Source organism: Campylobacter sp. BCW_4332 (assembly GCF_001763175.1).
In the GTDB taxonomy this organism is placed as follows: domain Bacteria; phylum Campylobacterota; class Campylobacteria; order Campylobacterales; family Campylobacteraceae; genus Campylobacter_D; species Campylobacter_D jejuni.
The window spans coordinates 1-23,476 of sequence record NZ_MJYF01000012.1; the positions used below are offsets into that span (position 1 = coordinate 1).

Genomic DNA, 23,476 nt, shown 5'->3' on the forward strand with positions numbered 1-23,476 from the left:
TTGTAGAATATTCTTTAGATTATCAAGATGAAATGCAAATAAACGATATAAAAACGACTTTTTTAGTCAATTTTCTTAATTATTTAGAAAATAATTCAAAAAATGGCAATAAACTATCAAAAAAAACAAAAATAACTTATTTGAGAGTATTAACTAGCTTTTTTTCTTTTATAAGCGATAATAATGATGATTTGTTTGTTTTTTCCTTTGATATGAAGAAAATTAGATTTAGAACAGAAAAATCAGAAGAAAATTAAATTATCTTAATGAAAATGAAATTATAAGGCTAAATAATGTTTTAGAGAAAGAAAAAGCAAAAAAAGAAGTTTACAATAGTTTTAGAAAAAACTTATGCTTTATGGAGGACTTAGAATTTCTGAAGCTTTAAATGTAAAACTTTGTGATTTTGAAGAGGTTGATGATGAAATATTAAAAATATCCATAATAGGCAAGGGCGGTAAAGAACAATTTGCATTTATTAAAAAAGAAGAAGTAGATGATGAGCTTGAATATTTTAAAGAAAATATCCAAGATAGTGATTACATAATGCAAACTAGCACAGGAAAACATTTAAATAGAAGCAATGCTTTTTTGATTGTAAATAATATTTACGCTAAAGCTTTGATCAGCAAAAAAGGACTTCATTTGCTTAGACACACTTTAGCCATGAGATTAACAGCCAAAGGAACAAACCTTGTGGAATTCTAAGACATGCAAAACTAAATACTACTGCTATATATGCCAAAGCAACAAATGATACAATAAAAGCTGCGTTATTGAATAATTAATTTTTCTAAAATTGAGTATTTGCATAGACTTCAAGAAGAAGTCTATGTGTTTAAAATTGTTCTAATAAAAGTTTAGGTTCTCCGCCAAGTATTTTGATGAAATTTGCAATTCTTGATTGTATTATTTCTACGGAATACATACCTCCTAAACCGCCTAAAGCATAAAATAATTCTTCGAAAATGTCTTCTTTGTTAAATTCAAGTTCTTCTATGTCAATAAGAACAGGAGTTCGGCTACATTTTTGTAAATTTTGATATATTTTGACTAAAATCTTGATTTTTTGTAGATTACTTTCAGCCTCTAAATAAGAATTTAAGTGTATTATTAGGGTTTTTATGAGTTTTTCTCTATTTTCTCTATTTTCTCTATTTTCAAGAAATTCACCCCCCTCCGCCCGAGTGAATGCTTCTTTTAAATATTTGTTTTTCATATTATTCCTTTTTATATAAAATCAAGTAAAATAAAATCTTTTAATTTTGGGCATATTTCGCACAAATAATCACTATACCATTGCATCAACTCCCTTCTCTCTTTTAAATTTTGTGCAAAATTATATGAAGCTTTAACCTTATTTTTTTCCGTATGTGCCAAACACATTTCTATAATATTGCTACTAAACTGATGTTTTTGAATATTTTCGTGAGCTAGAGTACTAAACATAGATCTAAAACCATGTGGAATAAAATCTTCATTTGAATATCCCATTCTTCTAAATACCATTCTTACTGTATTATCACTCAAGATCTCATTTAGTCCATCGCCTTTCTTTTTTGTTTAATGGATTTAAATAAAAGATCATGATGACTTATTTGTTTGTATTCTTTTAATAATTGCACTGCAATATCACTTAGATGTATACAATGCGCTTTTTTCATTTTCATTTTTGAAGCAGGTATGTTCCACAAGCCATTTTCTAAATCAATATCTTCCCAAGCAGCATTTCTTATGCTAAAACTTCTTTGCGCAGTAAGAAGCGACAATAAGATTGCCATTTTTGTATTTGTATCACATTGTATATAAATAATATTTTCAATTAATTCTTTAACTTTTGAAGTTTCTGTAATGGTTGCAAAATGCCGTGTTTTTTTATTATAAACCAAATCTTTTCTTTTTATGCCAAGCATAACATTATTTTCAATCATTTCTTTGTTAACTGCATAAGTTAATATAGAATCTAATGTTGTAAATATTTTTTTACCAACTTCAGATTTTTTTTGTAACTTTATTTTTTCAAGTACATTTAAAATGTCGCTTCTTTTAAGATTGCTAATGGGAATATCTCCTATAATGGGATAACAATGATTTTCCATTCGCTTAATAGACTCATTGAGGGTGCGCTTTGTTATGTCATTTCTTTGAAGAAAGTACTGTTCAGCAATTTTTCTAAAACTTATATCGCACTCTTCTTTTTCTCTTATGCTTTCATTAGTTTTTAGTAAAATTTTTATCTCATTTTTTTTATCTCGAGCTTCTTTAATCGATATTTGTGGAAATTGCCCTAAAGTTATTCTTTTTAATTTTCTTGTTTTTGGATCTTTATAGTCAAATACAAAAGATTTTTTGCCACTAGGATAAACTAATACAAATAAATTATCACTATCGTTAACTAAAAATTTTTTATCTTTTGGGCTAATATTTACTATATCTTTCTGTGTAAGCATTGAAAAATAGTCTCCTTATGATATTTTTTCCTAACTTTTTAGGGTAAAAAATAAAAAGTTAGGAGAAAAGTTAGGAAAAAATTTTTAAAATGGATTTTAACGGAAAAAACTTTAATTTAGGCTTTATATAGCTATAAATGCCTATTTTATCGATATTTTATAAGTATGATATTTATAGTAATTTATAGTAGTTTATAGTATCAATGGTGCGGTTAGCGAGATTTGAACTCGCACACGCGGAGCGCACCACCCCCTCAAGATGGCGTGTCTACCAATTCCACCATAACCGCATAGAAAAAAGCCCAAAAAAGGGCTTTAATAAGTTTTATTGTAAAACTATAAAAGGATTTGCATAAAGTGCTATTAGCGCGATAACAAGAGCATAGATAACTTGTGCTTCAATCATCGCTAAAGCGATAAACATGGTTGTCATTAATTTTGGCCCAAGACCAGGGTTTCTAGCTGTTCCTGCAATTGTTGCCGCTGCAGTATTACCCATACCGATAGCACCACCAAGTGCTGCAACACCAAGACCTAAGCCTGCTGCAAGAACTGAAAATGCTTTAATCCATACATTAATAGCTTCTTGCTCTACTGGAGCATTAGTTTCAGCTGTAAAAGCTACTGCTGCACATGCTAATAATAAAAAAAGAACTTTTTTCATTATCTTAACCTTTCTATAAAAAAATTTTTTTCAATTTTTAAATCAGTTCGGCTTGCGTATCCCTACTTAAGACTTAAAAATAAAGCCGAATTATAACCAAAAGTATCTTTATTTTTATTGAAATTTACAAAAATTCACATTTTTGATTTAAATTTGATTGTTTTCAATAAAGCTTAAAAGTTTTTTTGCTTTAATAATATTTTAAAATAATTTTTAAGTTAAGGTTGTAACATTGAGTTCTAAATTTTCAAAAATAGGTTTCATTTTAGCGGTAGCAGGTTCAGCGGTGGGCTTGGGTAATGCTTGGAAATTTCCAACACTAGTAGGTCAAAGTGGTGGATCTGCTTTTATCTTGCTTTATATAATTCTTACTTTAGGTGTAGGTTTTGTGATATTTTTAGCTGAGCTTAGCATAGGAAAAATTAGTGAAAAAGATCCGGTTAATGCCTATGAAAAGTTAGCACCTTCAAATAAAAAAGCTTGGTCTTATGTTGGTTTTACTATGGTGGGGGCGATTTTAATAGTTTCTTTTTATACCTTGGTGATTGGCTGGATAGTTAAATATGTGTTTTTAAGTATCACTGGAAATTTGCCTATGGATCTAGAAGTAAGTAAAGCACAGTTTGGATTTTTTACAAGTGAGGATTTTTTAAGTCAGTTTATTTGTTTTACTTTGGTTTTTTTATGTGTTTTTTATACTGTCTCTAAAGGTGTTAAGAATGGGATTGAAAAGTTAAATGTTTGGATGATGCCTTCATTGTTTATTTTACTTATTTTGATGCTTGTTTATGCTATTAGCAAAGATGGTTTTATAATGGCGGTTAAATTTCTTTTTGTACCTGATTTTTCCAAAATCAACACCTCAAATGTTCTTGAAGCCTTAGGACTTGCTTTTTTTAGTCTTTCTTTGGGCGTTGGAACGATTATTACTTATTCTGCTAGTCTGCCTGATAAAACTAATTTTATTACCAGTACTTTAAATATTATTTTTATCAATCTTTTAGTTGGTTTATTAATGGGTTTGGTTGTTTTTACTTTTATCTTTGAATTTGGTTACAATCCTAATCAGCAAGGACCAGGACTTGTTTTTATTTCCTTGGCTACTTTATTTGAAAAAATTGGGGTGATTGGTTGTATTTTTGGAGCAGCATTTTTTATTTCTTTAATCTTTGCTGGTATTACTTCAGCTGTTTCAATGATAGAGCCTTTTGCTTTTTATCTTATTAATACTTTTGGCATGAGCCGTAAAAAAGCTTTGATTTTAATAGGAATTGTTGTTTATATTTTAGGAATGTTGTGTATTTTATCTTCTTTAAAAAGTACTCAGTTTGGATTTTTTGGAATGAGTTTTTTTGATTTGCTTGATAGTGTTTCAAGCAAGGTTATTATGCCTTTAGGTGGAATTTTGGCAGCTATTTTTGTGGGATTTGTGATGAAAAAAGAAGCTTTAAAAATTTTATTTGAACCTTATATGAGGGGTATATTTTTTGAACTTTGGTATGTGTTTTTGAGATTTATTTCCCCTTTGGCTGTTGTTATAGTTATGATAGCCGCTTTTTTAAAGTGAGTTTGAAAAATAATGAGAACATATTTTTCAAAAATCGGTTTTGTATTGGCTGTTGCTGGTGGAGCCGTTGGTTTAGGTAATGCTTGGAAATTTCCAACCTTAAGTGCAGAAAATGGTGGTTTTGTTTTTGTGCTTTTATATTTGTTTTTTACTTTAACCATAGGATTTAGTATTTTTTTGGCTGAAGTGGCTATGGGACGTTTAAGTAAAAGTGATCTTGCAAATGCTTATTCAAATCTTGCCATAAAATATGGCAATAGATGGCGATATGGAGGCGTTTTTATGTTAGGTGGTATTTTTGTTCTCTCTTTTTATCTAGTTATTATGGGATGGGTTTTAAAATATACTGTAGTTAGTCTTTATTATCTTCCTAAAACCTTAGATGAAGCAGCAAGTAATTTTCAGAATTTAATTACTGCAAATTTGACAAGTTCTGTTTTTTTCTTCATTTTATCTTTTTTTCTTACTTTATTAATAGTATCTAAAGGTTTAATCAAAGGGATTGAAAAATTAAATGTTGTTATAATGCCTAGCTTATTTTTAATGCTTGTTTTTATGTTGTTTTATTGTATGGGATTTAAGCAAGGTTTTGCAAATGCTTTTTCTTATTTATTTTATCCTGATTTTTCACATTTTAAATTTAGCTCTATTGCCGAAGCTTTAGGGCTTGCATTTTTTACCTTATGCTTGGGAATAGGTTGTATAGTTACATATTCATCAGCCTTGGATAAAAAAACAAATTTTATAAAAAGTTCAGTGTATATTGTTTTGATTAACTTATTGATTTCTTTTATCATGGGACTTATTGTTTTTACTTTTATCTTTGAATTTGGAGCCGATCCGCATACTCAAGGAGCAGGAATTGTTTTTGTATCCTTGATGAGTTTGTTTAATCAACTTGGAGCTTTAGGCTATATTTTTGCATTTTGTTTTTTCTTAGCACTTTTTTTTGCTGGTATTACTTCAGCTGTTTCAATGATAGAGCCTTTAACTTTTTATATGATTAATAACTATCAAATTTCTCGTGTTAAAGCTCTATTTTTAATAGGTTTATTTGTTTTTGTTTTTGGAATTTGTTGTATCTTGTCATTAAATTTAAATTTTTTTTCTATGTTTAGTTTTTTTGGTAAAGATTTTTTTACTTTATTGGATAAATTAACTTCAAATTTTTTACTTCCACTTGGTGCTATAGTATGCTCTATATTTGTAGGTTTTTTTATGAATAAAAAACAAATTTATAAAATTTTTTCTAAATTTATAAGTCGAAAAATTTTCTTAATTTGGTTGTTTTTTATTCGTTTTATATCGCCTATAGCAATAATTTTGGTAATGTGTTATCAAATTTTTGTATAATAATGAAAAAATATTTTTTTAAGGAAAAATAATGGCTAAAAAATTCATCGATGTAATGGATACAAGCTTTAGGGATGGTTTTCAGTCTGTTTATGGAGCTAGGGTTTTAATGGATGATTTTTTTCCTGCAGTAGAAGCAGCAAAAGAAGCAGGCATTACACATTTTGAATTTGGCGGTGGTGCTAGATTTCAAAGCTTGTATTTTTATCTTAATGAAGATGCTTTTACCATGATGGATAAATTTAGGGCTATTGTAGGAAAAGATACCAATCTTCAAACTTTAGCAAGAGGGGTCAATACCGTTACTTTAGATACTGGAAGTAGTGAACTTATTGATTTGCATGCAAAACTTTTTGCAAAACACGGTACTACAACGATAAGAAATTTTGATGCCCTTAATGATGTAAATAATTTAAAATTTAGTGGTGAATGTATAGTAAAACATGGGTTAAAGCATGAAATTACTATTACTTTAATGGATTTACCGCCAAATTGTAAAGGTGCCCATGATGTGCCTTTTTATGAAAAAATTTTAAAAGAAATTTTAGCAGCAGAAATTCCTTTTCATAGTATTTGTTTCAAAGATGCAAGTGGGACTTCTAATCCAAATAAAATTTATGAAACCATTAAAATGGCTAGAAAAATTTTACCTCAAGATACACACATTAGACTTCATACGCATGAAACTGCAGGAGTGAGTATAGCCTGCTATCTTGCAGCACTTGAAGCAGGGGTTGATGGTATCGATTTGGCTGCGGCTCCAGTAAGTGGCGGAACCTCTCAGCCTGATATTTTAACCATGATGCATGCTTTAAAAGGCAAAGATTATGATTTAGGCGGACTTGAGGAAGAAAAAATTCTAAAATACGAAGAAGTTTTAAAAGATTGTTTAAAAGAATATTTTTTACCACCTGAAGCTACTATGGTAAATCCACTTATTCCTTTTTCTCCTATGCCAGGAGGAGCTTTAACAGCAAATACACAAATGATGAGAGATAATAATATTTTAGATAAATTTCCACAAGTCATTCATGCTATGAGAGAAGTTGTAGAAAAAGGTGGATTTGGTACTTCGGTTACTCCAGTTTCTCAATTTTATTTTCAACAAGCTTTTAATAATGTGATGTTTGGACCTTGGAAAAAAATAGCAGAAGGTTATGGAAAAATGGTTCTTGGTTATTTTGGAAAAACTCCTGTTACACCCGATGCAAATATTGTTGAACTTGCTTCAAAACAACTTAATTTAGAACCTACTACAGAGCTTGCTATTAATATAGCTGATAAAGATGAGAGTAAAAGTATAGTTTATACCAAAACCTTGCTTGAAAAAGAGAGTATAGAAACGAGTGAAGAAAATATATTTATTGCAGCAGCTTGTAAAGAAAAAGGTATAGCATTTTTAAAAGGAGAGGCAAAGGTAAATGTACGCAAATTAGCTAGTATGCCAAAGCCTATGAGTGTAGATGAAAACAAATTTACCGTAGCTGTAAATGGTAATAAATATCATGTAGAGGTAAGCTATGGTTTTGATAAAGATGTTAATGTTAAAAGTGTAAAAAAAGTAGAAGAAAATAAAAATATTGTTTCTTCAAATTCAACAAGTTCTGTAGATGCTGAAAATGAAGTTTTAGCAGGTATTTCAGGTAATGTCTTTAAAATTTATGTTAACGAAGGTGAAGAAGTAAAATCAGGTCAAGCCATCATGGTTTTAGAAGCAATGAAAATGGAGATTGAGGTTAATGCTCCAAAAGATGGAATTATTTCAGAGCTTTGTATTAAAATAGGCGATACTGTTAACGAAGGCGAAGTATTAGCTATCTATAAGAATTAAAGTGAGGGAAAGATGAAAAAATTTGATAATTTAGGTTTGGATAATATAAAAGAAATTTTTCATAATTTAAGTTATGATGAATTAAATGCTCATGAAAAAGCAAATAATGAAGGTTTAAGTACGGATAATGATACTTTTTGTGTAGATACAGGGATTTTTACAGGTAGAAGTCCTAAAGATAAATATTTTGTAAAACAAGATCCATCTAGTAAGTATATTGCTTGGGGAAAGGTAAATCAGCCCATTACAAAAGAATTATTTGATAAGCTTTTGACCAAAGCAAAACAAGAATTAAGTGGAAAGAAAATTTATGTTCAAGATGCTTTTTGTGGCGCTTCTTTGCAAAGTCGCAAAGCAGTAAGATTTGTTACTGAAATTGCATGGCAAGCGCATTTTGTTAAAAATATGTTTATTCGCCCAAGTCAAGAAGAACTTGAGAATTTTAAAGCAGATTTTATTGTTTATAATGCTTGCAAATGTATCAATGAAGATTACAAACAAGATGGTTTAAATTCAGAGGTTTTTGTAATCTTTAATGTTGAAGAAAATATAGCAGTTATTGGTGGAACTTGGTATGGCGGAGAAATGAAAAAAGGTATTTTTTCTATGATGAATTATTGGTTGCCACTAGAAAATAAACTTTCTATGCATTGTAGTGCAAATGTCGGAGAAAAAGGTGATGTAGCACTTTTCTTTGGACTTAGTGGCACTGGAAAAACTACACTCTCAACCGATCCAAAAAGAAAACTTATAGGTGATGACGAACATGGTTGGGATGATGAAGGTGTATTTAATTTTGAGGGTGGTTGTTACGCAAAAACAATCAATCTCGATCCTGAACATGAGCCTGAAATTTATGGTGCCATTAAAAGAAATGCACTTTTAGAAAATGTAGTTTTAAGAGCCGATAAGAGTGTTGATTATGCTGATGCTTCAAAAACAGAAAATACAAGAGTTTCTTATCCTATAGAGCATATTGAAAATCATGAGCCTAGTCTAAAAGCAGGGCATCCAAAAAATATTATATTTTTAAGTGCAGATGCTTTTGGAATTTTACCTCCAGTAAGTAAACTAAGCAAAGAGCAGGCTATGTATTATTTTTTAAGTGGTTATACAGCAAAAGTAGCTGGAACTGAGCGTGGTATTTTAGAACCTCAAGCAACTTTTTCAGCTTGTTTTGGAGAACCTTTTATGCCTTTGCATCCAACGGTTTATGCGAGATTACTTGGTGAAAAGATTGAAAAGCATGAAGCTAATGTTTATCTTGTTAATACAGGCTGGAGCGGTGGAAGCTACGGTGTGGGTAAAAGAATGAGCATTAAGGCTACTAGGGCTTGCATTAATGCTATTCTAGATGGAAGTATTGCAAAATGCGAATTTGAAAATTTTGAAGTGTTTGATTTAGCTATTCCAAAAGCTTTAGAAGGTGTAGAAAGCACGCTTTTAAATCCTATAAATACTTGGTCAGATAAAAATAATTATATTGCAACAAGAGATAAATTAGCACATATGTTTATACAAAATTTTAAACGTTATGAAGATGTCAAAGAAGGCATTGAATTTAGCAAATTTGGACCAAAAATTTAAGGCATTTAAATGAAAAATGAAATGTGGTCAGGACGCTTTAGTGGTGCAAGTGATGAGCTTTTAAAAGAATTTAATGCAAGTTTAAATGTAGATAAAACTTTGTTCAATGAAGATATACAAGGTTCTATAGCACACGCTACAATGCTTGAAAGTTGTGGTATTTTAAAAAAAGAAGAATTAGATGCTATTATAAAAGGTTTAGAGCAGGTTAGAAGTGAAATAGAGCAAGGCAAATTTATTTTTGATATTAAAGATGAAGATATTCATATGGCTATAGAAAAGCGTTTAAGCGAGCTTATAGGTAGTGAAATTGGTGGAAGACTTCATACTGCAAGAAGTAGAAATGATCAAGTGGCTACTGATTTTAAACTTTTTGTCAAAAAATCTCATATTGAACTTATAAAGCTTTTAAAAGAATTGATTCAAACCATGCTCGAACATGCCAAAGTGCATAAAAAAACTATTATGCCAAGTTTTACACATTTACAACACGCTCAGCCTGTGAGTTTTTCTTTTTATATTTTAGCTTATGCTTTTATGCTAATGCGAGATATTAAGCGTTTGCAAAATAGTCTAGAACTCGCTGATTTTTCGCCACTTGGGTCTTGTGCGTGTGCAGGAACAAGCTATGCCACCAATCGTGAGTTGAACGCTAAAATTTTAGGATTTAAAGATATTATGCCAAATGCTATGGATGGAGTGAGTGATAGAGATTTTGCTCTTGATTTACTTTATGATATAGCAGTTATTTTTACACACACTTCAAGACTTTGCGAGGAAATGATTTTATTTTCAAGTTCGGAATTTTCTTTTATATCCATAAGTGATAGTTTTTCAACAGGAAGTTCTATCATGCCTCAGAAAAAAAATCCCGATGTTTGTGAACTTATACGCGGAAAAACAGGGCGTGTCTATGGAAATCTGATTTCTCTTTTGACTATAATGAAAGCTCTACCTTTAGCTTACAATAAAGATATGCAAGAAGATAAAGAAGGGCTTTTTGATAGTGTAAAAACCGCTAAAGATAGTTTAATCATCTTAAATGCAATGTTAAAAGAAATACGAATTGATAAAGAAAATATGCTTAATGCTTGTAAAAAAGGTCATTTGTTGGCTACCGATTTGGCGGATTATTTGGTGCGTGAAAAAAATATTCCTTTTAGAAAAGCACATTTTATAGTGGGAAATGTTGTTGCACAAGCTGAAGCACAAGGTATTGATATAAGTGAAATTAAAGATCTTTCAAAAATAGATCCTGTATTTGATGAAAAAGCTATGGAACTTTTAAATTTTGAATTTTCTTTAAATTCTAAGCAAAGTGAAGGCTCAAGTTCTATTGCAAGCGTAGAAAAGCAAATTCAAATTTTGGAAGGTTTTATTCAAAATTTATAAATATTGTTTAGGCTATTTTGCCTAAACATTGAATCTAAAATGCATTACATCGCCGTCTAAAACGATATAGTCTTTTCCTTCAAGGCGTAGCTTTCCTGCTTCTTTGGCGCCATTTTCGCCTTTGTATTGGATATAGTCTTCATAGGAAATAACTTCAGCTTTTATAAAGCCTTTTTCAAAGTCATTATGAATCACGCTCGCTGCTTTTGGTGCTTTCCAGCCTTTTTTGATTGTCCAAGAACGCACTTCAACTACACCAGCGGTAAAATAACTGATCAGTCCAAGCTTAGTAAAAGCAGTGCGTATGATTTGATCAAGACCGCTTTCGTTAACTCCTAGAGAACTTAAAAATTCATGGCTTTCTTCATCGCTTAATCCTACTAATTCTTCTTCGATTTTTGCACAAAGCTTGATAACTTCATGATCATTTTTTTTAGCATATTCTTTTAAAGCTTTTACATAATCATTATCTTCACTAATACCATTTTCATCAACATTTGCACCATAAATCACTTCTTTAGCAGAAAGCAGTCTTAATTCTTTGCTTAAGGCTTGATAAATTTCGTTTTCTTTTTCAGGATAAGAACTTGCAGCTAAGCCTTTGTTTAAATGATCAAGTAAAGAATTTGCAAGTTCGAGGCTTTCTTTAGCACCCTTTTGGTTGGCTTTGGTTTCTTTGGTGAGTTTTTCTATTTTTTTACTAAGTTGTTCAATATCTGCTAAAATAAGCTCTGTATTGATAATTTCTACATCACGCAAAGGATTAACTCCACCTTCAACATGGGTGATATTTTCTTCATCAAAACAACGCACTATGTGTAAAATGATCTCAGTTTCGCGTATATTTGAAAGAAATTTATTTCCTAAGCCTTCACCCTTACTTGCACCTTTAACAAGTCCAGCGATATCTACAAATTCTATTAAAGAATGCATAATTCTTTCAGGTTTTACGATTTTAGCAAGTTCATTAAGTCTTAAGTCAGGAACTTCAACCATGGCTTTGTTAGGCTCTATGGTACAAAAAGGATAGTTTGCACTTTGGGCATTTTGTGCTTTAGTTAAAGCATTAAAAGTCGTTGATTTGCCAACATTTGGAAGTCCTACTATACCTACGCTTAAACTCATTTAGCTTTCCTTAAAATTTGAATTAGATAATTAACACACATTCTAACTCCAGCTCCACCTGCACCAAAACTAGAATATCCCCAAGATTTTTCCGTATAAGCAGGTCCTGCTATGTCAAGATGTAACCATTTGTCTTTATATTCTTTACGAATAAATTTATCTAAAAATAACCCCGCGGTAATTGCGCCTCCATAGCGACTAGAGGCAGTGTTGCTAATATCGGCAATATTTGATTTTATAAGTTCTCTTAAGTGGGGGTTAAAGTGTAAGATTGTAGTATATTCTCCACTTTTTTTAGAGCTTAGATAAAAATCATTTTGCAATTCTTCATTGTTTCCCATAATAGCACTTGTAAATTCTCCAAGTCCTACAACACAAGCTCCAGTAAGTGTTGCCATATCGATAAGTAAATCAGGTTTTAAATCTTGTGCAAAAGAAAGACAATCAGCTAAAACCAAGCGTCCTTCTGCATCTGTATTTCTTACTTCTATACTTACGCCTTCGCGACTGATTAACACATCATCAGGCTTATAAGCATTGCCGCCTATCATATTTTCAGTTGCACCTAAAATACAATGCACTTCTAAATCTAAAGCAAGCTCGGCTACGGCTTTTATGATCCCCATTGCTGCTGCTGCACCGCTTTTATCAGCTTTCATTGTAAGCATAAAATCAGCTGGTTTTAAGCTTAATCCACCGCTATCGTAAGTTAAGCCTTTTCCAACAAATACAACACGTTTTTTTGCATTTTTGGCTTTATAGCTTAGATGAATGAGGCGTGGTGGATGTACCGAGGCACGATTGACTGCCAAAAAAGCATTCATTTTTTCTTTGGCCAAAAATTTTTCATCATAAATTTTACAAATAATGTTTTTATTTTCTTTAGCTAAATTTTGCGCATCTTCTGCCATTTTTAAAGGGGTGTAAATTTCAGGAATTTCATTGACTATATTTTTGGTAAAATTTGTAGCATTGGATAAAATTTCTCCACGCTCTAAACCTATCTTAGCTTCATCTTTATTAAATTTCTTACCATTTAATTCTTCACTTGAAATAATAAATCTTTCTAAAGTTCTTGTTTTTTTCTCGCTTTTATATTTGTCAAATTTATAAGCTCCAAAAAGTACGCCTTCAACTAAAGATGTAAAACTTCTAACTACACAATCTCCTATTATGCTAGGAAGTTTTACGCTTTTTATATTAAGCTTTTCAAGAGTTTTATATGCTGTGCAAAGACTTAATCTTATATCCTCATAAGCAAGGCTTTTAAGCTCTAAATAAAGCTTTTTATTGTTTAAGTCTAGTAATACACCTTCGCCTTTGTAATTATTAAGTTTAAAAAAATCTTTTTCTTTGTTAAAATTTTTTAAATTTTTATCCTGTATAAAAATAAGTTCAAAGTCTGCTTTTATAGCATCTAGTTTTTTATCGTTTAATTCAAATTTCATGATTTTTTCCTTTTATCTTTAAGTATAGCTTTTTCCATTTGTTTAAAACCAAATAATAAAAGGGATAAAAAAGCTATAATAATAATGGCTGCATAATACCAATGTTCTTCAGCCCAAGTCACCATCTTCCAAATTTGTTCTCCAAAATACCAAGCTAAAAGTATAGTGATTGATGCCCAAACCCAAGCACTAAAAAGATTGATAATAGCAAATTTTTTTGCACTATAACGCGTGACTCCTATACTCATAGGTATAATGGTTCTAAAGCCATACATATAGCGTTGTATAAAAATAATAGGCCAACCAAAACGTTGTAAAAGTAAGTGTGCTACTGCAAATTTACGCCTTTGGGTTTTTAATTTTTTTTGTATGTAGCGTTTATTATATCTTCCTATATAGAAATAAATTTGATCGCCTACAAAACCACCAAGTCCTGCTATAAATATAACAAAGCCTAAATTTACATGTCCTTGATGGGCAAAAATACCTGCCAAAATTAAAGCCAACTCCCCTTCTAAAATACACCATAAAAAAATAATAATATATGCTAGATCTTTGTATTGGTAAAGTAAATTTTTTAAAAATTCTTCCATTTGCGCCTTTCTATAGTTTTAAATTTCTAAAACACTATAAACTGAAGTAAGTTTTTCAAGTTTATTTGCTCCATTTAAATCTTTAAGATTCATTAAAAAACAAGCTTCAACGCATTTTGCTCCAGCTTTTTGAATGAGTTCATACGAAGCTATAGCTGTTCCGCCAGTTGCTATTAAATCATCTACAAGTAAAACCTTTGCATTTTGAATATTTTTAAATGCATCTTTATGAAGTTCTACTTTATCGCTGCCATATTCAAGATCATATTCGCAGCTAAAGGTTTCAAAAGGGAGTTTTCCAGGTTTTCTAATAGGCACAAAAGGAAGATTAAGTTTTGCACAAATCATAGATGCAAAGATAAATCCTCTGCTTTCTGTTCCTGCTATGAAGTCTAGATTGTAATCTTTGTAGCGTTCTTTTAAATGTTTAAGTAGAAAATTTAAAGCCTCTTTGTTATTTAGTAGAGTGGTAATATCTCTAAAAATAATTCCTTTTTTTGGAAAATCAGCAATAATTCTAATGCTATCAAGCAGGTATTTTTGTTCTTCTTGTGTTAGTTTTATCATAATAATGCCTCGATTTTTGCTTCTAATTCTTTAATTCTTTGTCTTAGTTTGTCATTTTCTAAACGATATTGAGAATTTCTAGTTCTTAAAGATGTAAGGTCTGCTTTGATTTTATTAAGCTCTTCTGTGAGTATATCTATATTTCCAAGACTTCTTTGAAGTTGGATTTGTAGTTTTCTAATAACAATCTCAGTATCATCAAGATTGTTTTTGATAAAATCTTTTGATGTTTTTTCTTTATTAAGTAGAGTTTTATAGTAAAACAACATTACAATCAGATAGATAGTTGCACAAATTAATATAGTTAAAACAAGCCAGTTTGTAAACATTATATTTTTACCTCAATTTTTTGAATTCTTTGCATATGTCTCCCTTCTTCAAAAGGAGTTTGAATGAATTTTTCTATAATATCTGTAGCTAATTCAATCCCGATTAATCTTCCACCTAATGCCAAAACATTGGCATCATTATGTCTTCTTGCAAGTTCCGCACTTAAGCTTTCATGGCATAATGCGCAGCGAATGTTTTTATGACGATTTGCTGCAATAGAAATTCCAATTCCACTTCCACAAATAAGAATGCCAAAGCTTCGTTTGTCTATTTTTTCGGCAAGTAAATGTGCATAATCAGGATAATCACAGCTTGCGCAAGTGTTTGTTCCTAAATCGTTAAAAATTATATTTTTTTCTTTTAAAAATACGCAAATTTTTTCTTTTAATTCAAAACCAGCATGATCGCTAGCAATATAAATTTTTTCCCTAAGCATTGGTTTCCTAATTACTATATAAAATAAGATAAAAATCTAATCTTATCATATTAAATCATAAAAACAGCTTTTCTTTTTTTAAAAATAAGCTTTATTTTTCTTTATATATGTTAGAATTTGCGACAAGAAAAATAAAATTTCAATAAATTAAGGGGAGAAGAAAATGAAGCTCATACTTATAGGATCTTCAACAGGTGGTCCTAATCAGCTTAAATTTCTTTTAAAGGATATTGATATAAAAAATACTTGTGTAGTTATAGCTCAACACATGAGTGTCAGTTTTATTCCATCTTTTGTGGGGCAATTTAATAAGGAGGCTTTTAGTGAAGTGTGCTTATTGAACGATAAAGAGATATTAAGCAATAAAATTTATATTTGCCCTAAAAATACTATTTTATCTGGAAATTTAAATATTGTAGCCTCTTGGCAAGATGTGGTATCAAGTTTTAAGCCAAGTGTAGATTTGCTTTTTCATTCCGCTGTTTCTTTGGCAAAAACAAATAAAATACTTGCTATTATTTTAACGGGTATGGGAGATGATGGCGCAAAAGGTTTATTTGAGCTTTATAAAACAGGGGTTAGATGTTTATGTGAGAATGAGGCAGATAGCGTCGTTTATGGTATGCCAAAAAGAGCAAAAGATATGAATCCACATTTAAAACCTATGAGCTTAAAAGAAATTAAAAAAGAAATTATAAATTTTATTGATCAGGATTAATAAAAGGAAAATTACATGGAAAAAAAAATAACTCCTAGCGAATTAGAACTTAATGAATTTATAAAAATTATCAACGAAATGAGCGGTATTGATTTAACCGATAAAAAAAATATATTAGCTTTAAAGTTGAATAAATTTCTTGAAGGAACTAATACTAAAAATTTTTCCGAATTTTTGGGAAAATTAAAAAGTAATAGACAACTTAAACAAGAAACTTTAGATTTTGTAACCATAGGTGAAACTTATTTTTTAAGAGAATTGGCTCAATTGAAAGAAATAATTTATTATGCCAAAAGCTTAGAAAAGAGAGTAAATATCCTAAGTGCCCCTTGTTCAAGTGGAGAAGAAGTATATTCTTTAGCGTTACTGGCTGCACAGAATTTTATTAAAGATATGTATGTTTTAGGCATTGATATTAATTCAAGCGTGATTGAAAAAGCAAAACTTGGAAAATATCAAGGAAGAACTTTACAGCGATTGAGTGAGAGTGAAAAAAGAAGGTTTTTTTTAGAAAGCGAAGATAAATTTTATACTATTAATAAAAATGAGCTTTGTACCTGTAAATTTGAACTTTGCAATGTTTTTGAAGAAAAATTTTCAAGATTGGGAAAATTTGATATTATAGCTTCTAGAAATATGATTATTTATTTTGATCATGAATCAAAACTAAAACTTATGGAGAGATTTCATAGAATTTTAAATGACAAAGGAAGGCTTTATATTGGCAATGCTGATTTGATTCCAGAGACTATTTATTTTAAAAAGATTTTCTCTCCAAGAGGTGTTTACTATGAAAAAGTATAAATTCTAAAAATTACTAAAAGTTACACTTTGGAAATTTATTGGTAAAAATAAGTTACATTTTGAAGTAGTTTTCTTTATTTAATGATAAAATAATTTTAATTAATTTTATATTTAGTTAGAAATAAAGGAAAAAACTTGATTGAATTAAAAAATGTAAATAAATACTACGGAACTCATCATGTTCTAAAGAATATCAATCTTTCTGTTAAAGAAGGTGAGAAGCTTGTTATTATAGGTCCAAGTGGAAGTGGAAAAAGTACAACTATCCGTTGCATGAATGGGCTTGAAGAAGTTAGTTCAGGCGAGGTAGTAGTTAACAATCTTGTTTTAAATCATAAAAATAAAATTGAAATTTGTCGAAAATATTGTGCAATGGTTTTTCAGCATTTTAATTTATATCCACATATGACGGTTTTGCAAAATTTAACCTTAGCTCCAATGAAACTTCAAAAAAAATCTAAAAAAGAAGCTGAAGAAACAGCTTTTAAGTATTTAAAAGTCGTAGGTTTAGTGGATAAAGCAAATGTTTATCCAGCAACCCTTTCAGGCGGACAACAACAACGCGTTGCTATAGCAAGATCACTTTGTACTAAAAAACCCTATATTTTATTTGATGAACCTACTTCAGCCCTTGATCCAGAAACCATACAAGAGGTTTTAGATGTAATGAAAGAAATTTCACGCCAAAGCAATACTACTATGGTGGTTGTTACACACGAAATGGGTTTTGCAAAAGAAGTAGCAGATAGGATTATTTTTATGGAAGATGGCGCTATTGTGGAAGAAAATATTCCTAGTGAATTTTTCTCAAATCCAAAAACCGAAAGAGCGCGACTCTTTTTAGGGAAAATTCTTAAAAATTAACCAAAATTGAAAGGAGAAAAAATGGTTTTTAGAAAATCTTTATTAAAGTTGGCAGTTTTTGCTCTAGGTGCTTGTGTTGCATTCAGTAATGCTAATGCAGCAGAAGGTAAACTTGAGTCTATTAAATCTAAAGGACAATTAATAGTTGGTGTTAAAAATGATGTTCCACATTATGCTTTACTTGATCAAGCAACAGGTGAAATTAAAGGTTTTGAAGTAGATGTTGCCAAATTGCTAGCTAAAAGTATATTAGGTGATGATAAAAAAATAAAACTAGTCGCAGTTAATGCTAAAACAAGAGGCCCTTTGCTTGATAATGGTAGTGTAGATGCAGTGATAGCAACTTTTACTATTACTCCAGAGAGAAAAAGAATTTATAATTTCTCAGAGCCTTATTATCAAGATGCTATAGGGCTTTTAGTTTTAAAAGAAAAAAAATATAAATCTTTAGCTGATATGAAAGGTGCAAATATTGGAGTAGCTCAAGCTGCAACTACAAAAAAAGCTATAGGTGAAGCTGCTAAAAAAATTGGTGTCGATGTTAAATTTAGTGAATTTCCTGATTATCCAAGTATAAAAGCTGCTTTAGATGCTAAAAGAGTTGATGCGTTTTCTGTAGACAAATCAATATTGTTAGGTTATGTGGATGATAAAAGTGAAATTTTACCAGATAGTTTTGAACCACAAAGTTATGGTATTGTAACCAAAAAAGATGATCCAGCTTTTGCAAAATATGTTGATGATTTTGTAAAAGAACATAAAAGTGAAATTGATGCTTTAGCGAAAAAATGGGGTTTATAATATGAATGAAAGTGTAGGTTTTGTTGAACATTTAAGACAAATTCTTACTTCTTGGGGTTTATATGATGAAAATAGTATAAGCCCTTTTGCGGTATGGAAATTTTTAGATGCTTTGGATAATAAAGATGCTTTTATTAATGGTTTTATTTATACTTTAGAAGTAAGCATTCTTGCTTTGCTTATAGCTACAATTTTTGGAACTATAGGCGGAGTTATGGCTACAAGTAGATTTAAAATTATCAGAGCCTACACTAGAATTTACGTAGAGCTTTTTCAAAATGTTCCTTTGGTAATACAAATTTTCTTTTTGTTTTATGCCTTGCCTGTTTTAGGTATAAGGCTTGATATATTTACTATTGGTGTATTGGGTGTTGGGGCTTATCACGGAGCTTATGTAAGCGAGGTGGTTAGAAGTGGAATTTTGGCTGTACCAAGAGGTCAGTTTGAAGCTTCTGCGTCTCAAGGGTTTACTTATATTCAACAAATGCGTTATATTATAGTACCTCAAACCATTAGAATTATTTTACCACCGATGACCAATCAAATGGTAAATTTAATCAAAAATACCTCTGTATTGCTTATTGTAGGTGGAGCTGAGTTAATGCATTCTGCTGATAGCTATGCAGCTGATTATGGAAATTATGCGCCAGCTTATATATTTGCAGCGGTTTTATATTTTATAATTTGTTATCCTTTGGCTTATTTTGCAAAAGCTTATGAAAATAAATTAAAAAAAGCACATTTAACGAGATAAAGGGTTGTTAATGGAAAATGTTTTTAATGCACAAAATATTGAATTTTTAATGCAAGGTTTATTTCTGACATTAAAAATAGCCTTAGCAACTTGTATTATTTCGATTATTTTTGGAACTTTTTTAGCTATAACTAAAAATTATGGGGATAGATTAAGTAAATTTTTAGCAGCTTGCTATATAGATATTTTTAGAAATACTCCTTTATTATTATGGATGCTTGCAGCTTGTTTTGTTCTACCTGTATTTTTTGGACAATTTCCTCAAGCTTTTTGGGGTACTATAGGATTTTCACTTTATACGAGTTCGGTTATGGCTGAAATTATTAGAGGTGGATTAAATTCTATACCAAAAGGTCAGTTTGAAGCAGCTTATTCTCAAGGTTTTGGTAAATTTTTTACTCTTTTTTATATTATTTTACCACAAACTTTTAGAAAAATAATACCTGCTTTATTATCTCAAATTGTAACCACTGTAAAGGATACAGCTTATTTAGCGGGTTTAGGTATAGCTGAACTTACTTATAATTCAAAAACTATATTGGCAAAACTAAGAAGTTTTGAAGAAATTTTAGCGATGATAGGTGTTGTTGCGGGAATTTATTTTATAATATGTTTTTCACTTTCTATGTTAGTAAGATATTATGCTAAAAAGACAGCTTACATTTCTTAAAAAAGCTTATATTTTTATATAAGCTTTTTAAATTTACAGCAGTTTTTAACATTTTTTTTATTAAAATCTTTTGTATTAATTCATAATTTTATTGATTAAGGTTTTTTATGCGAGGTTATAAAATTTTTTCAGGCTCAGCTAATGTGGAATTTGCAAGACAAGTTTCTAAATATCTTTCCCTGCCTTTAAGTGATGCTGGAGTAAAACGATTTAGTGATGGAGAGATTAGTGTTCAAATTGATGAGAGCGTACGCGGAAAGGATGTTTTTATTATTCAAAGTACTTGCGCTCCTACAAACGATAATTTAATGGAACTTTTAATTCTTACAGATGCTTTGCGTCGCTCAAGTGCAAATTCGATTACGGCTATTATCCCATATTTTGGCTATGCGAGACAAGATAGAAAAGCAAATCCTAGGGTGCCAATTACTGCTAAACTTGTGGCTAATTTGATTCAGGCAGCTGGGATTGATCGCGTAGCTACGATAGATTTGCATGCAGGGCAAATTCAGGGTTTTTTTGATATTCCAGTAGATAATCTTTATGGAAGTATAGTTTTTAATGATTATATTAAAGCCAAACATTTTAAAAATGCTATTATAGGAAGTCCAGATATAGGCGGTGTTGCAAGAGCTAGGAGTGTTGCAAAGCATTTAGGACTTGATATAGTTATAGTTGATAAGCGTCGCGAAAAAGCCAATGAAAGTGAAGTAATGAACATCATTGGAGATGTAAAAGATAAAGAAGTTATCCTAGTAGATGATATTATTGATACTGCTGGCACTATAGTTAAAGCTGCAGAAGCTTTAAAAGAAAAAGGTGCAAAATCTGTTATGGCTTGCTGTACTCATGCAGTTTTAAGTGGAAAAGCCTATGAGAGAATAGCAAGTGGAGCTTTAGATGAGCTTGTAGTAACAGATACCATACCTTTAAAAGAGCAATTACCAAATATTAAAGTATTAAGTGTTACATCTGTTTTTGCTGAAGTAATACGTCGTGTTTATCATAACGAAAGTGTAAATTCTCTCTTTATTTAGATTAAAAAAGCTTAAAGATTGTTTTTAAGCTTTTCATTTTTATGCTACTTAAAGAAACAAAAAACATATATTTTTTAAAAATGTGAAAAAACTAAACATCTTTCTATACAATTTAATCTATAAATCTGTTATTCTTTGAAAATATTTTATTTTCTTAGGAGAAATTATGACTCAGTTAAGTGCTAAAATTTTATGGTTGCTTGTTGCAACTTTAGGCGCTATTTGTTTTGGTTATTTAGCTTTACAAAATGGCGAAAGTGTATCAGCGATTTATTTGGTGGTTGCTGCTATATGTATTTATATGATAGGATATAGATTTTATGGGTATTTTGTAGCTTATAAGGTTTTAGAACTTGATAAAAATCGCGCAACACCAGCACTTGTAGAAAATGATGGGCGTGATTTTGTGCCTACAAATAAGGCTGTATTATTTGGACATCATTTTGCTGCTATTGCAGGAGCAGGTCCATTAGTAGGACCTATCTTGGCTGCTCAAATGGGATATTTACCTTCTATGCTTTGGATTTTAGTAGGAGGAGTTTTAGCGGGTGCTGTGCATGATTTTGTTGTTCTTTTTATATCTACTCGTAGAAAAGGTAGAAGTCTTGGCGAGATGATTAAGGATGAGATGGGTAAATTTACAGGTGGAGTTGCTATGGTGGCGATTTTTGGCATTATGCTTATTATTATTGCCATTTTAGCTATGGTGGTTGTAAAAGCTTTAGCAGAATCTCCATGGGGTTTATTTACTATCGCAATGACTATTCCTATAGCAATATTTATGGGAATTTATATGCGTTTTATCCGTCCAGGTAGAGTAGGGGAGGCTTCTATAATAGGTTTTGTGCTTTTAATTTTGGCTATTCATTATGGTAGCGTTATAGCTGCTGATCCTTATTGGGCTAAAATATTTACTTTAGAAGCTCCAACTTTGGCAATTGTTATGATGGCTTATGGTTTTATTGCTTCTGTTTTACCTGTGTGGTTTTTACTTGCTCCAAGAGATTATCTTTCAACTTTTTTGAAAATCGGTGTTATTGTGGTAATGGCTGTAGCTATTGTTTTGGTTGCTCCTGATTTACAAATGCCAAAAGCAAATACTCAGTATTTTGATGGAACAGGTCCAGTATTTGCAGGTGGAGTGTTTCCATTTTTATTTATTACCATTGCTTGTGGTGCGATCAGTGGTTTTCATGCTTTGATTTCTAGTGGAACTACTCCTAAAATGCTTGAAAACGAAACTCATGCTTTGGCTGTTGGATATGGCTCTATGCTTGCTGAAAGCGCTGTGGCGATTATGGCTTTAATTTGTGCTTGTATTTTACATCCAGGTCTTTATTTTGCTATAAACTCAAGCTCTGCTTTGATAGGAACAGATGTTGTAAATGTAGCACAAACCATTTCAAGTTGGGGATTTAGTATTACTCCTGAAGAAATTACTACTTTAACCGCAAATATAGGAGAGCATACTATACTTTCAAGAACAGGTGGAGCTCCAACTTTTGCTATAGGTGTAGCTTTGATCTTGCATGAACTTTTTGGCGGCGTGGATTTGATGGCTTTTTGGTATCATTTTGCTATATTGTTTGAAGCTTTATTTATTTTAACAGCGGTGGATGCTGGGACAAGGGTTTGTCGTTTTATGGTGCAAGATATATTGGGTAATGTTTATAAACCTTTAGGAGATATTCATAATTATCCAGCTGGACTTTTGGCTACGGCTTTAAGTGTTGCAGGTTGGGGATATTTTCTTTATCAAGGTGCCATTGATCCTAAGGGAGGAATTTATACGCTTTGGCCTCTTTTTGGCGTGAGTAATCAAATGCTTGCGGGTATGGCTTTGCTTCTTGCTACAACTATACTTGTAAAAATGGGCAAGGCAAGATATACTTGGGTTACTTTAGTACCTGCGGTATTTGTCTTAGTGGCAACTCTGTATGGAGGAATTCAAAAAATTATGCCTTATGAAGAAGGCAATAAAGTAGCAAATGCGGTAAGTCATGTAGCCGCCGTTAGCATACAAAGTCAAAAAATTAAAGATTTAGAATTTAAATTAAATAATACTAAAGATGAAAAAGAAATTTCTACAATTAAAAAAGAAATTTCAATAGCCACTCAAAATAAAGTTGGAAATTTACTTAATGCAATTCTTTGTGTGTTCTTTATGATAGCTACTTTGCTTGTTATAATTTCTTGTATAGGAATTTGTTTAGGTAAAATTAAAATTCCTCTTAAAGAAACTAAGTATATTAAGATTGATGAATTTCAAAAAATTTAAGTATTATTATGAAAAAGCCGAAAGGTTTTTTCATCCCTTGGTGGGACTTTCTAGTTATGATAAGTATTTAGAACACATGAAACAAAAACATCCAGGAAAAATTCCAAAAACCAGAGGGGAATTTTTCAAAGAATGTCTAGATAAAAAATATAATAGTGGCGGTTTAAATAAATGCTGATAAGCTTAAAGGATAAAGTTTTATCATAC

The 23,476-nt window shown here is 30.7% G+C and carries 24 protein-coding genes, 1 tRNA gene and 1 pseudogene; 15 read left to right on the top strand and 11 right to left on the bottom strand.

Translation table 11 applies throughout. The features are described from left to right. Positions 1 to 788, top strand: a pseudogene (locus tag AJN64_RS09865) (tyrosine-type recombinase/integrase); the annotation flags it as partial. A 50-nt stretch (positions 789 to 838) separates the two neighbouring features. Here AJN64_RS09865 and AJN64_RS09355 read toward each other — a convergent pair. The 5 genes from AJN64_RS09355 to AJN64_RS00630 all read right to left on the bottom strand — a co-directional run bounded on the left by AJN64_RS09355 (position 839) and on the right by AJN64_RS00630 (position 3,114). Further along, complete coding sequence (locus tag AJN64_RS09355) at positions 839 to 1,219, bottom strand: hypothetical protein (protein WP_070292537.1); 381 nt, start codon at positions 1,217 to 1,219, stop codon at positions 839 to 841. An 11-nt stretch (positions 1,220 to 1,230) separates the two neighbouring features. Continuing rightward, positions 1,231 to 1,530 carry a tyrosine-type recombinase/integrase gene (locus tag AJN64_RS09450; RefSeq protein WP_053872312.1) on the bottom strand — a complete coding sequence of 100 codons (300 nt, stop codon included), beginning with the start codon at positions 1,528 to 1,530 and terminating at the stop codon, positions 1,231 to 1,233. Positions 1,531 to 1,538: 8 nt separating this feature from the next. Further along, the gene (locus AJN64_RS00620; RefSeq protein WP_052775544.1) at positions 1,539 to 2,450 is read right to left on the bottom strand and encodes a tyrosine-type recombinase/integrase; all 912 of its coding nucleotides are present in this window, start codon (positions 2,448 to 2,450) and stop codon (positions 1,539 to 1,541) included. Positions 2,451 to 2,654: 204 nt separating this feature from the next. Next, a tRNA-Leu gene (locus tag AJN64_RS00625) sits at positions 2,655 to 2,740 on the bottom strand. A gap of 35 nt (positions 2,741 to 2,775) precedes the next feature. After that, complete coding sequence (locus AJN64_RS00630) at positions 2,776 to 3,114, bottom strand: F0F1 ATP synthase subunit C (RefSeq protein WP_053872311.1); 339 nt, start codon at positions 3,112 to 3,114, stop codon at positions 2,776 to 2,778. A gap of 232 nt (positions 3,115 to 3,346) precedes the next feature. Here AJN64_RS00630 and AJN64_RS00635 point away from each other — a divergent pair, with 232 nt between their 5' ends. The 5 genes from AJN64_RS00635 to argH are packed head-to-tail and all read left to right on the top strand — an operon-like array spanning position 3,347 to position 10,844. After that, on the top strand, positions 3,347 to 4,681 hold the full coding sequence (locus tag AJN64_RS00635; protein WP_044306028.1) for a sodium-dependent transporter: 1,335 nt from the start codon (positions 3,347 to 3,349) through the stop codon (positions 4,679 to 4,681). A gap of 12 nt (positions 4,682 to 4,693) precedes the next feature. Next, positions 4,694 to 6,034, top strand: a complete 1,341-nt coding sequence (locus AJN64_RS00640) for a sodium-dependent transporter (RefSeq protein WP_052949386.1) — start codon at positions 4,694 to 4,696, stop codon at positions 6,032 to 6,034. A 31-nt stretch (positions 6,035 to 6,065) separates the two neighbouring features. Then, on the top strand, positions 6,066 to 7,865 hold the full coding sequence (locus AJN64_RS00645; protein WP_002861624.1) for a biotin/lipoyl-containing protein: 1,800 nt from the start codon (positions 6,066 to 6,068) through the stop codon (positions 7,863 to 7,865). Positions 7,866 to 7,877: 12 nt separating this feature from the next. Beyond that, positions 7,878 to 9,452, top strand: coding sequence for a phosphoenolpyruvate carboxykinase (ATP) (gene pckA, locus AJN64_RS00650; protein ID WP_004305981.1), 1,575 nt, complete (start codon positions 7,878 to 7,880; stop codon positions 9,450 to 9,452). Between the two features lie 9 nt (positions 9,453 to 9,461). Next, entirely contained in the window at positions 9,462 to 10,844 is a 1,383-nt protein-coding gene (argH, locus tag AJN64_RS00655) for an argininosuccinate lyase (protein ID WP_053872310.1), read from the top strand. A 21-nt stretch (positions 10,845 to 10,865) separates the two neighbouring features. Here the strand turns inward: argH and ychF are convergent, their stop codons facing one another. The 6 genes from ychF to rpiB are packed head-to-tail and all read right to left on the bottom strand — an operon-like array spanning position 10,866 to position 15,343. Continuing rightward, positions 10,866 to 11,969, bottom strand: a complete 1,104-nt coding sequence (gene ychF / locus AJN64_RS00660) for a redox-regulated ATPase YchF (RefSeq protein WP_053872309.1) — start codon at positions 11,967 to 11,969, stop codon at positions 10,866 to 10,868. Next, positions 11,966 to 13,417: a leucyl aminopeptidase gene (locus tag AJN64_RS00665; protein WP_070292538.1), complete on the bottom strand. Its 1,452-nt coding sequence runs from the start codon at positions 13,415 to 13,417 to the stop codon at positions 11,966 to 11,968. Before AJN64_RS00665 ends, ychF begins: the two co-directional genes overlap by 4 nt. Then, on the bottom strand, positions 13,414 to 14,010 hold the full coding sequence (locus AJN64_RS00670) for a DedA family protein (RefSeq protein WP_002861619.1): 597 nt from the start codon (positions 14,008 to 14,010) through the stop codon (positions 13,414 to 13,416). Before AJN64_RS00670 ends, AJN64_RS00665 begins: the two co-directional genes overlap by 4 nt. An 18-nt stretch (positions 14,011 to 14,028) precedes the next feature. Beyond that, positions 14,029 to 14,577 carry an adenine phosphoribosyltransferase gene (apt, locus tag AJN64_RS00675; protein ID WP_044779227.1) on the bottom strand — a complete coding sequence of 183 codons (549 nt, stop codon included), beginning with the start codon at positions 14,575 to 14,577 and terminating at the stop codon, positions 14,029 to 14,031. Beyond that, on the bottom strand, positions 14,574 to 14,906 hold the full coding sequence (locus tag AJN64_RS00680; RefSeq protein WP_002853247.1) for a membrane protein: 333 nt from the start codon (positions 14,904 to 14,906) through the stop codon (positions 14,574 to 14,576). Before AJN64_RS00680 ends, apt begins: the two co-directional genes overlap by 4 nt. Further along, positions 14,906 to 15,343 (bottom strand): ribose 5-phosphate isomerase B, encoded by a 438-nt coding sequence (rpiB, locus tag AJN64_RS00685; RefSeq protein WP_002861617.1) that lies wholly within the window; start codon positions 15,341 to 15,343, stop codon positions 14,906 to 14,908. The genes AJN64_RS00680 and rpiB overlap by 1 nt, the downstream gene beginning before the upstream one ends. Before the next feature lie 163 nt (positions 15,344 to 15,506). Here rpiB and AJN64_RS00690 point away from each other — a divergent pair, with 163 nt between their 5' ends. The 9 genes from AJN64_RS00690 to kcuS all read left to right on the top strand — a co-directional run bounded on the left by AJN64_RS00690 (position 15,507) and on the right by kcuS (position 23,447). Further along, the gene (locus AJN64_RS00690) at positions 15,507 to 16,061 is read left to right on the top strand and encodes a CheB methylesterase domain-containing protein (RefSeq protein WP_002861616.1); all 555 of its coding nucleotides are present in this window, start codon (positions 15,507 to 15,509) and stop codon (positions 16,059 to 16,061) included. 15 nt (positions 16,062 to 16,076) lie between these two features. After that, positions 16,077 to 16,865, top strand: coding sequence for a CheR family methyltransferase (locus AJN64_RS00695; RefSeq protein WP_053872753.1), 789 nt, complete (start codon positions 16,077 to 16,079; stop codon positions 16,863 to 16,865). Positions 16,866 to 17,000: 135 nt separating this feature from the next. Beyond that, positions 17,001 to 17,729 carry an amino acid ABC transporter ATP-binding protein gene (locus AJN64_RS00700; RefSeq protein ID WP_052858624.1) on the top strand — a complete coding sequence of 243 codons (729 nt, stop codon included), beginning with the start codon at positions 17,001 to 17,003 and terminating at the stop codon, positions 17,727 to 17,729. Positions 17,730 to 17,750: 21 nt separating this feature from the next. Continuing rightward, positions 17,751 to 18,530 carry a bifunctional adhesin/ABC transporter aspartate/glutamate-binding protein PEB1a gene (gene peb1A, locus AJN64_RS00705; RefSeq protein WP_044779228.1) on the top strand — a complete coding sequence of 260 codons (780 nt, stop codon included), beginning with the start codon at positions 17,751 to 17,753 and terminating at the stop codon, positions 18,528 to 18,530. 1 nt (position 18,531) lies between these two features. Further along, complete coding sequence (locus tag AJN64_RS00710) at positions 18,532 to 19,284, top strand: amino acid ABC transporter permease (RefSeq protein ID WP_002853332.1); 753 nt, start codon at positions 18,532 to 18,534, stop codon at positions 19,282 to 19,284. A gap of 10 nt (positions 19,285 to 19,294) precedes the next feature. After that, on the top strand, positions 19,295 to 19,954 hold the full coding sequence (locus AJN64_RS00715; RefSeq protein ID WP_053872756.1) for an amino acid ABC transporter permease: 660 nt from the start codon (positions 19,295 to 19,297) through the stop codon (positions 19,952 to 19,954). A 107-nt stretch (positions 19,955 to 20,061) separates the two neighbouring features. After that, positions 20,062 to 20,991, top strand: coding sequence for a ribose-phosphate pyrophosphokinase (locus AJN64_RS00720; protein ID WP_002861611.1), 930 nt, complete (start codon positions 20,062 to 20,064; stop codon positions 20,989 to 20,991). Between the two features lie 166 nt (positions 20,992 to 21,157). Continuing rightward, positions 21,158 to 23,269, top strand: a complete 2,112-nt coding sequence (locus AJN64_RS00725; protein ID WP_070292539.1) for a carbon starvation CstA family protein — start codon at positions 21,158 to 21,160, stop codon at positions 23,267 to 23,269. Continuing rightward, complete coding sequence (gene kcuS, locus AJN64_RS00730) at positions 23,250 to 23,447, top strand: KCU-star family selenoprotein (RefSeq protein ID WP_002867452.1); 198 nt, start codon at positions 23,250 to 23,252, stop codon at positions 23,445 to 23,447. Before AJN64_RS00725 ends, kcuS begins: the two co-directional genes overlap by 20 nt. Positions 23,448 to 23,476 lie beyond the last annotated feature (29 nt).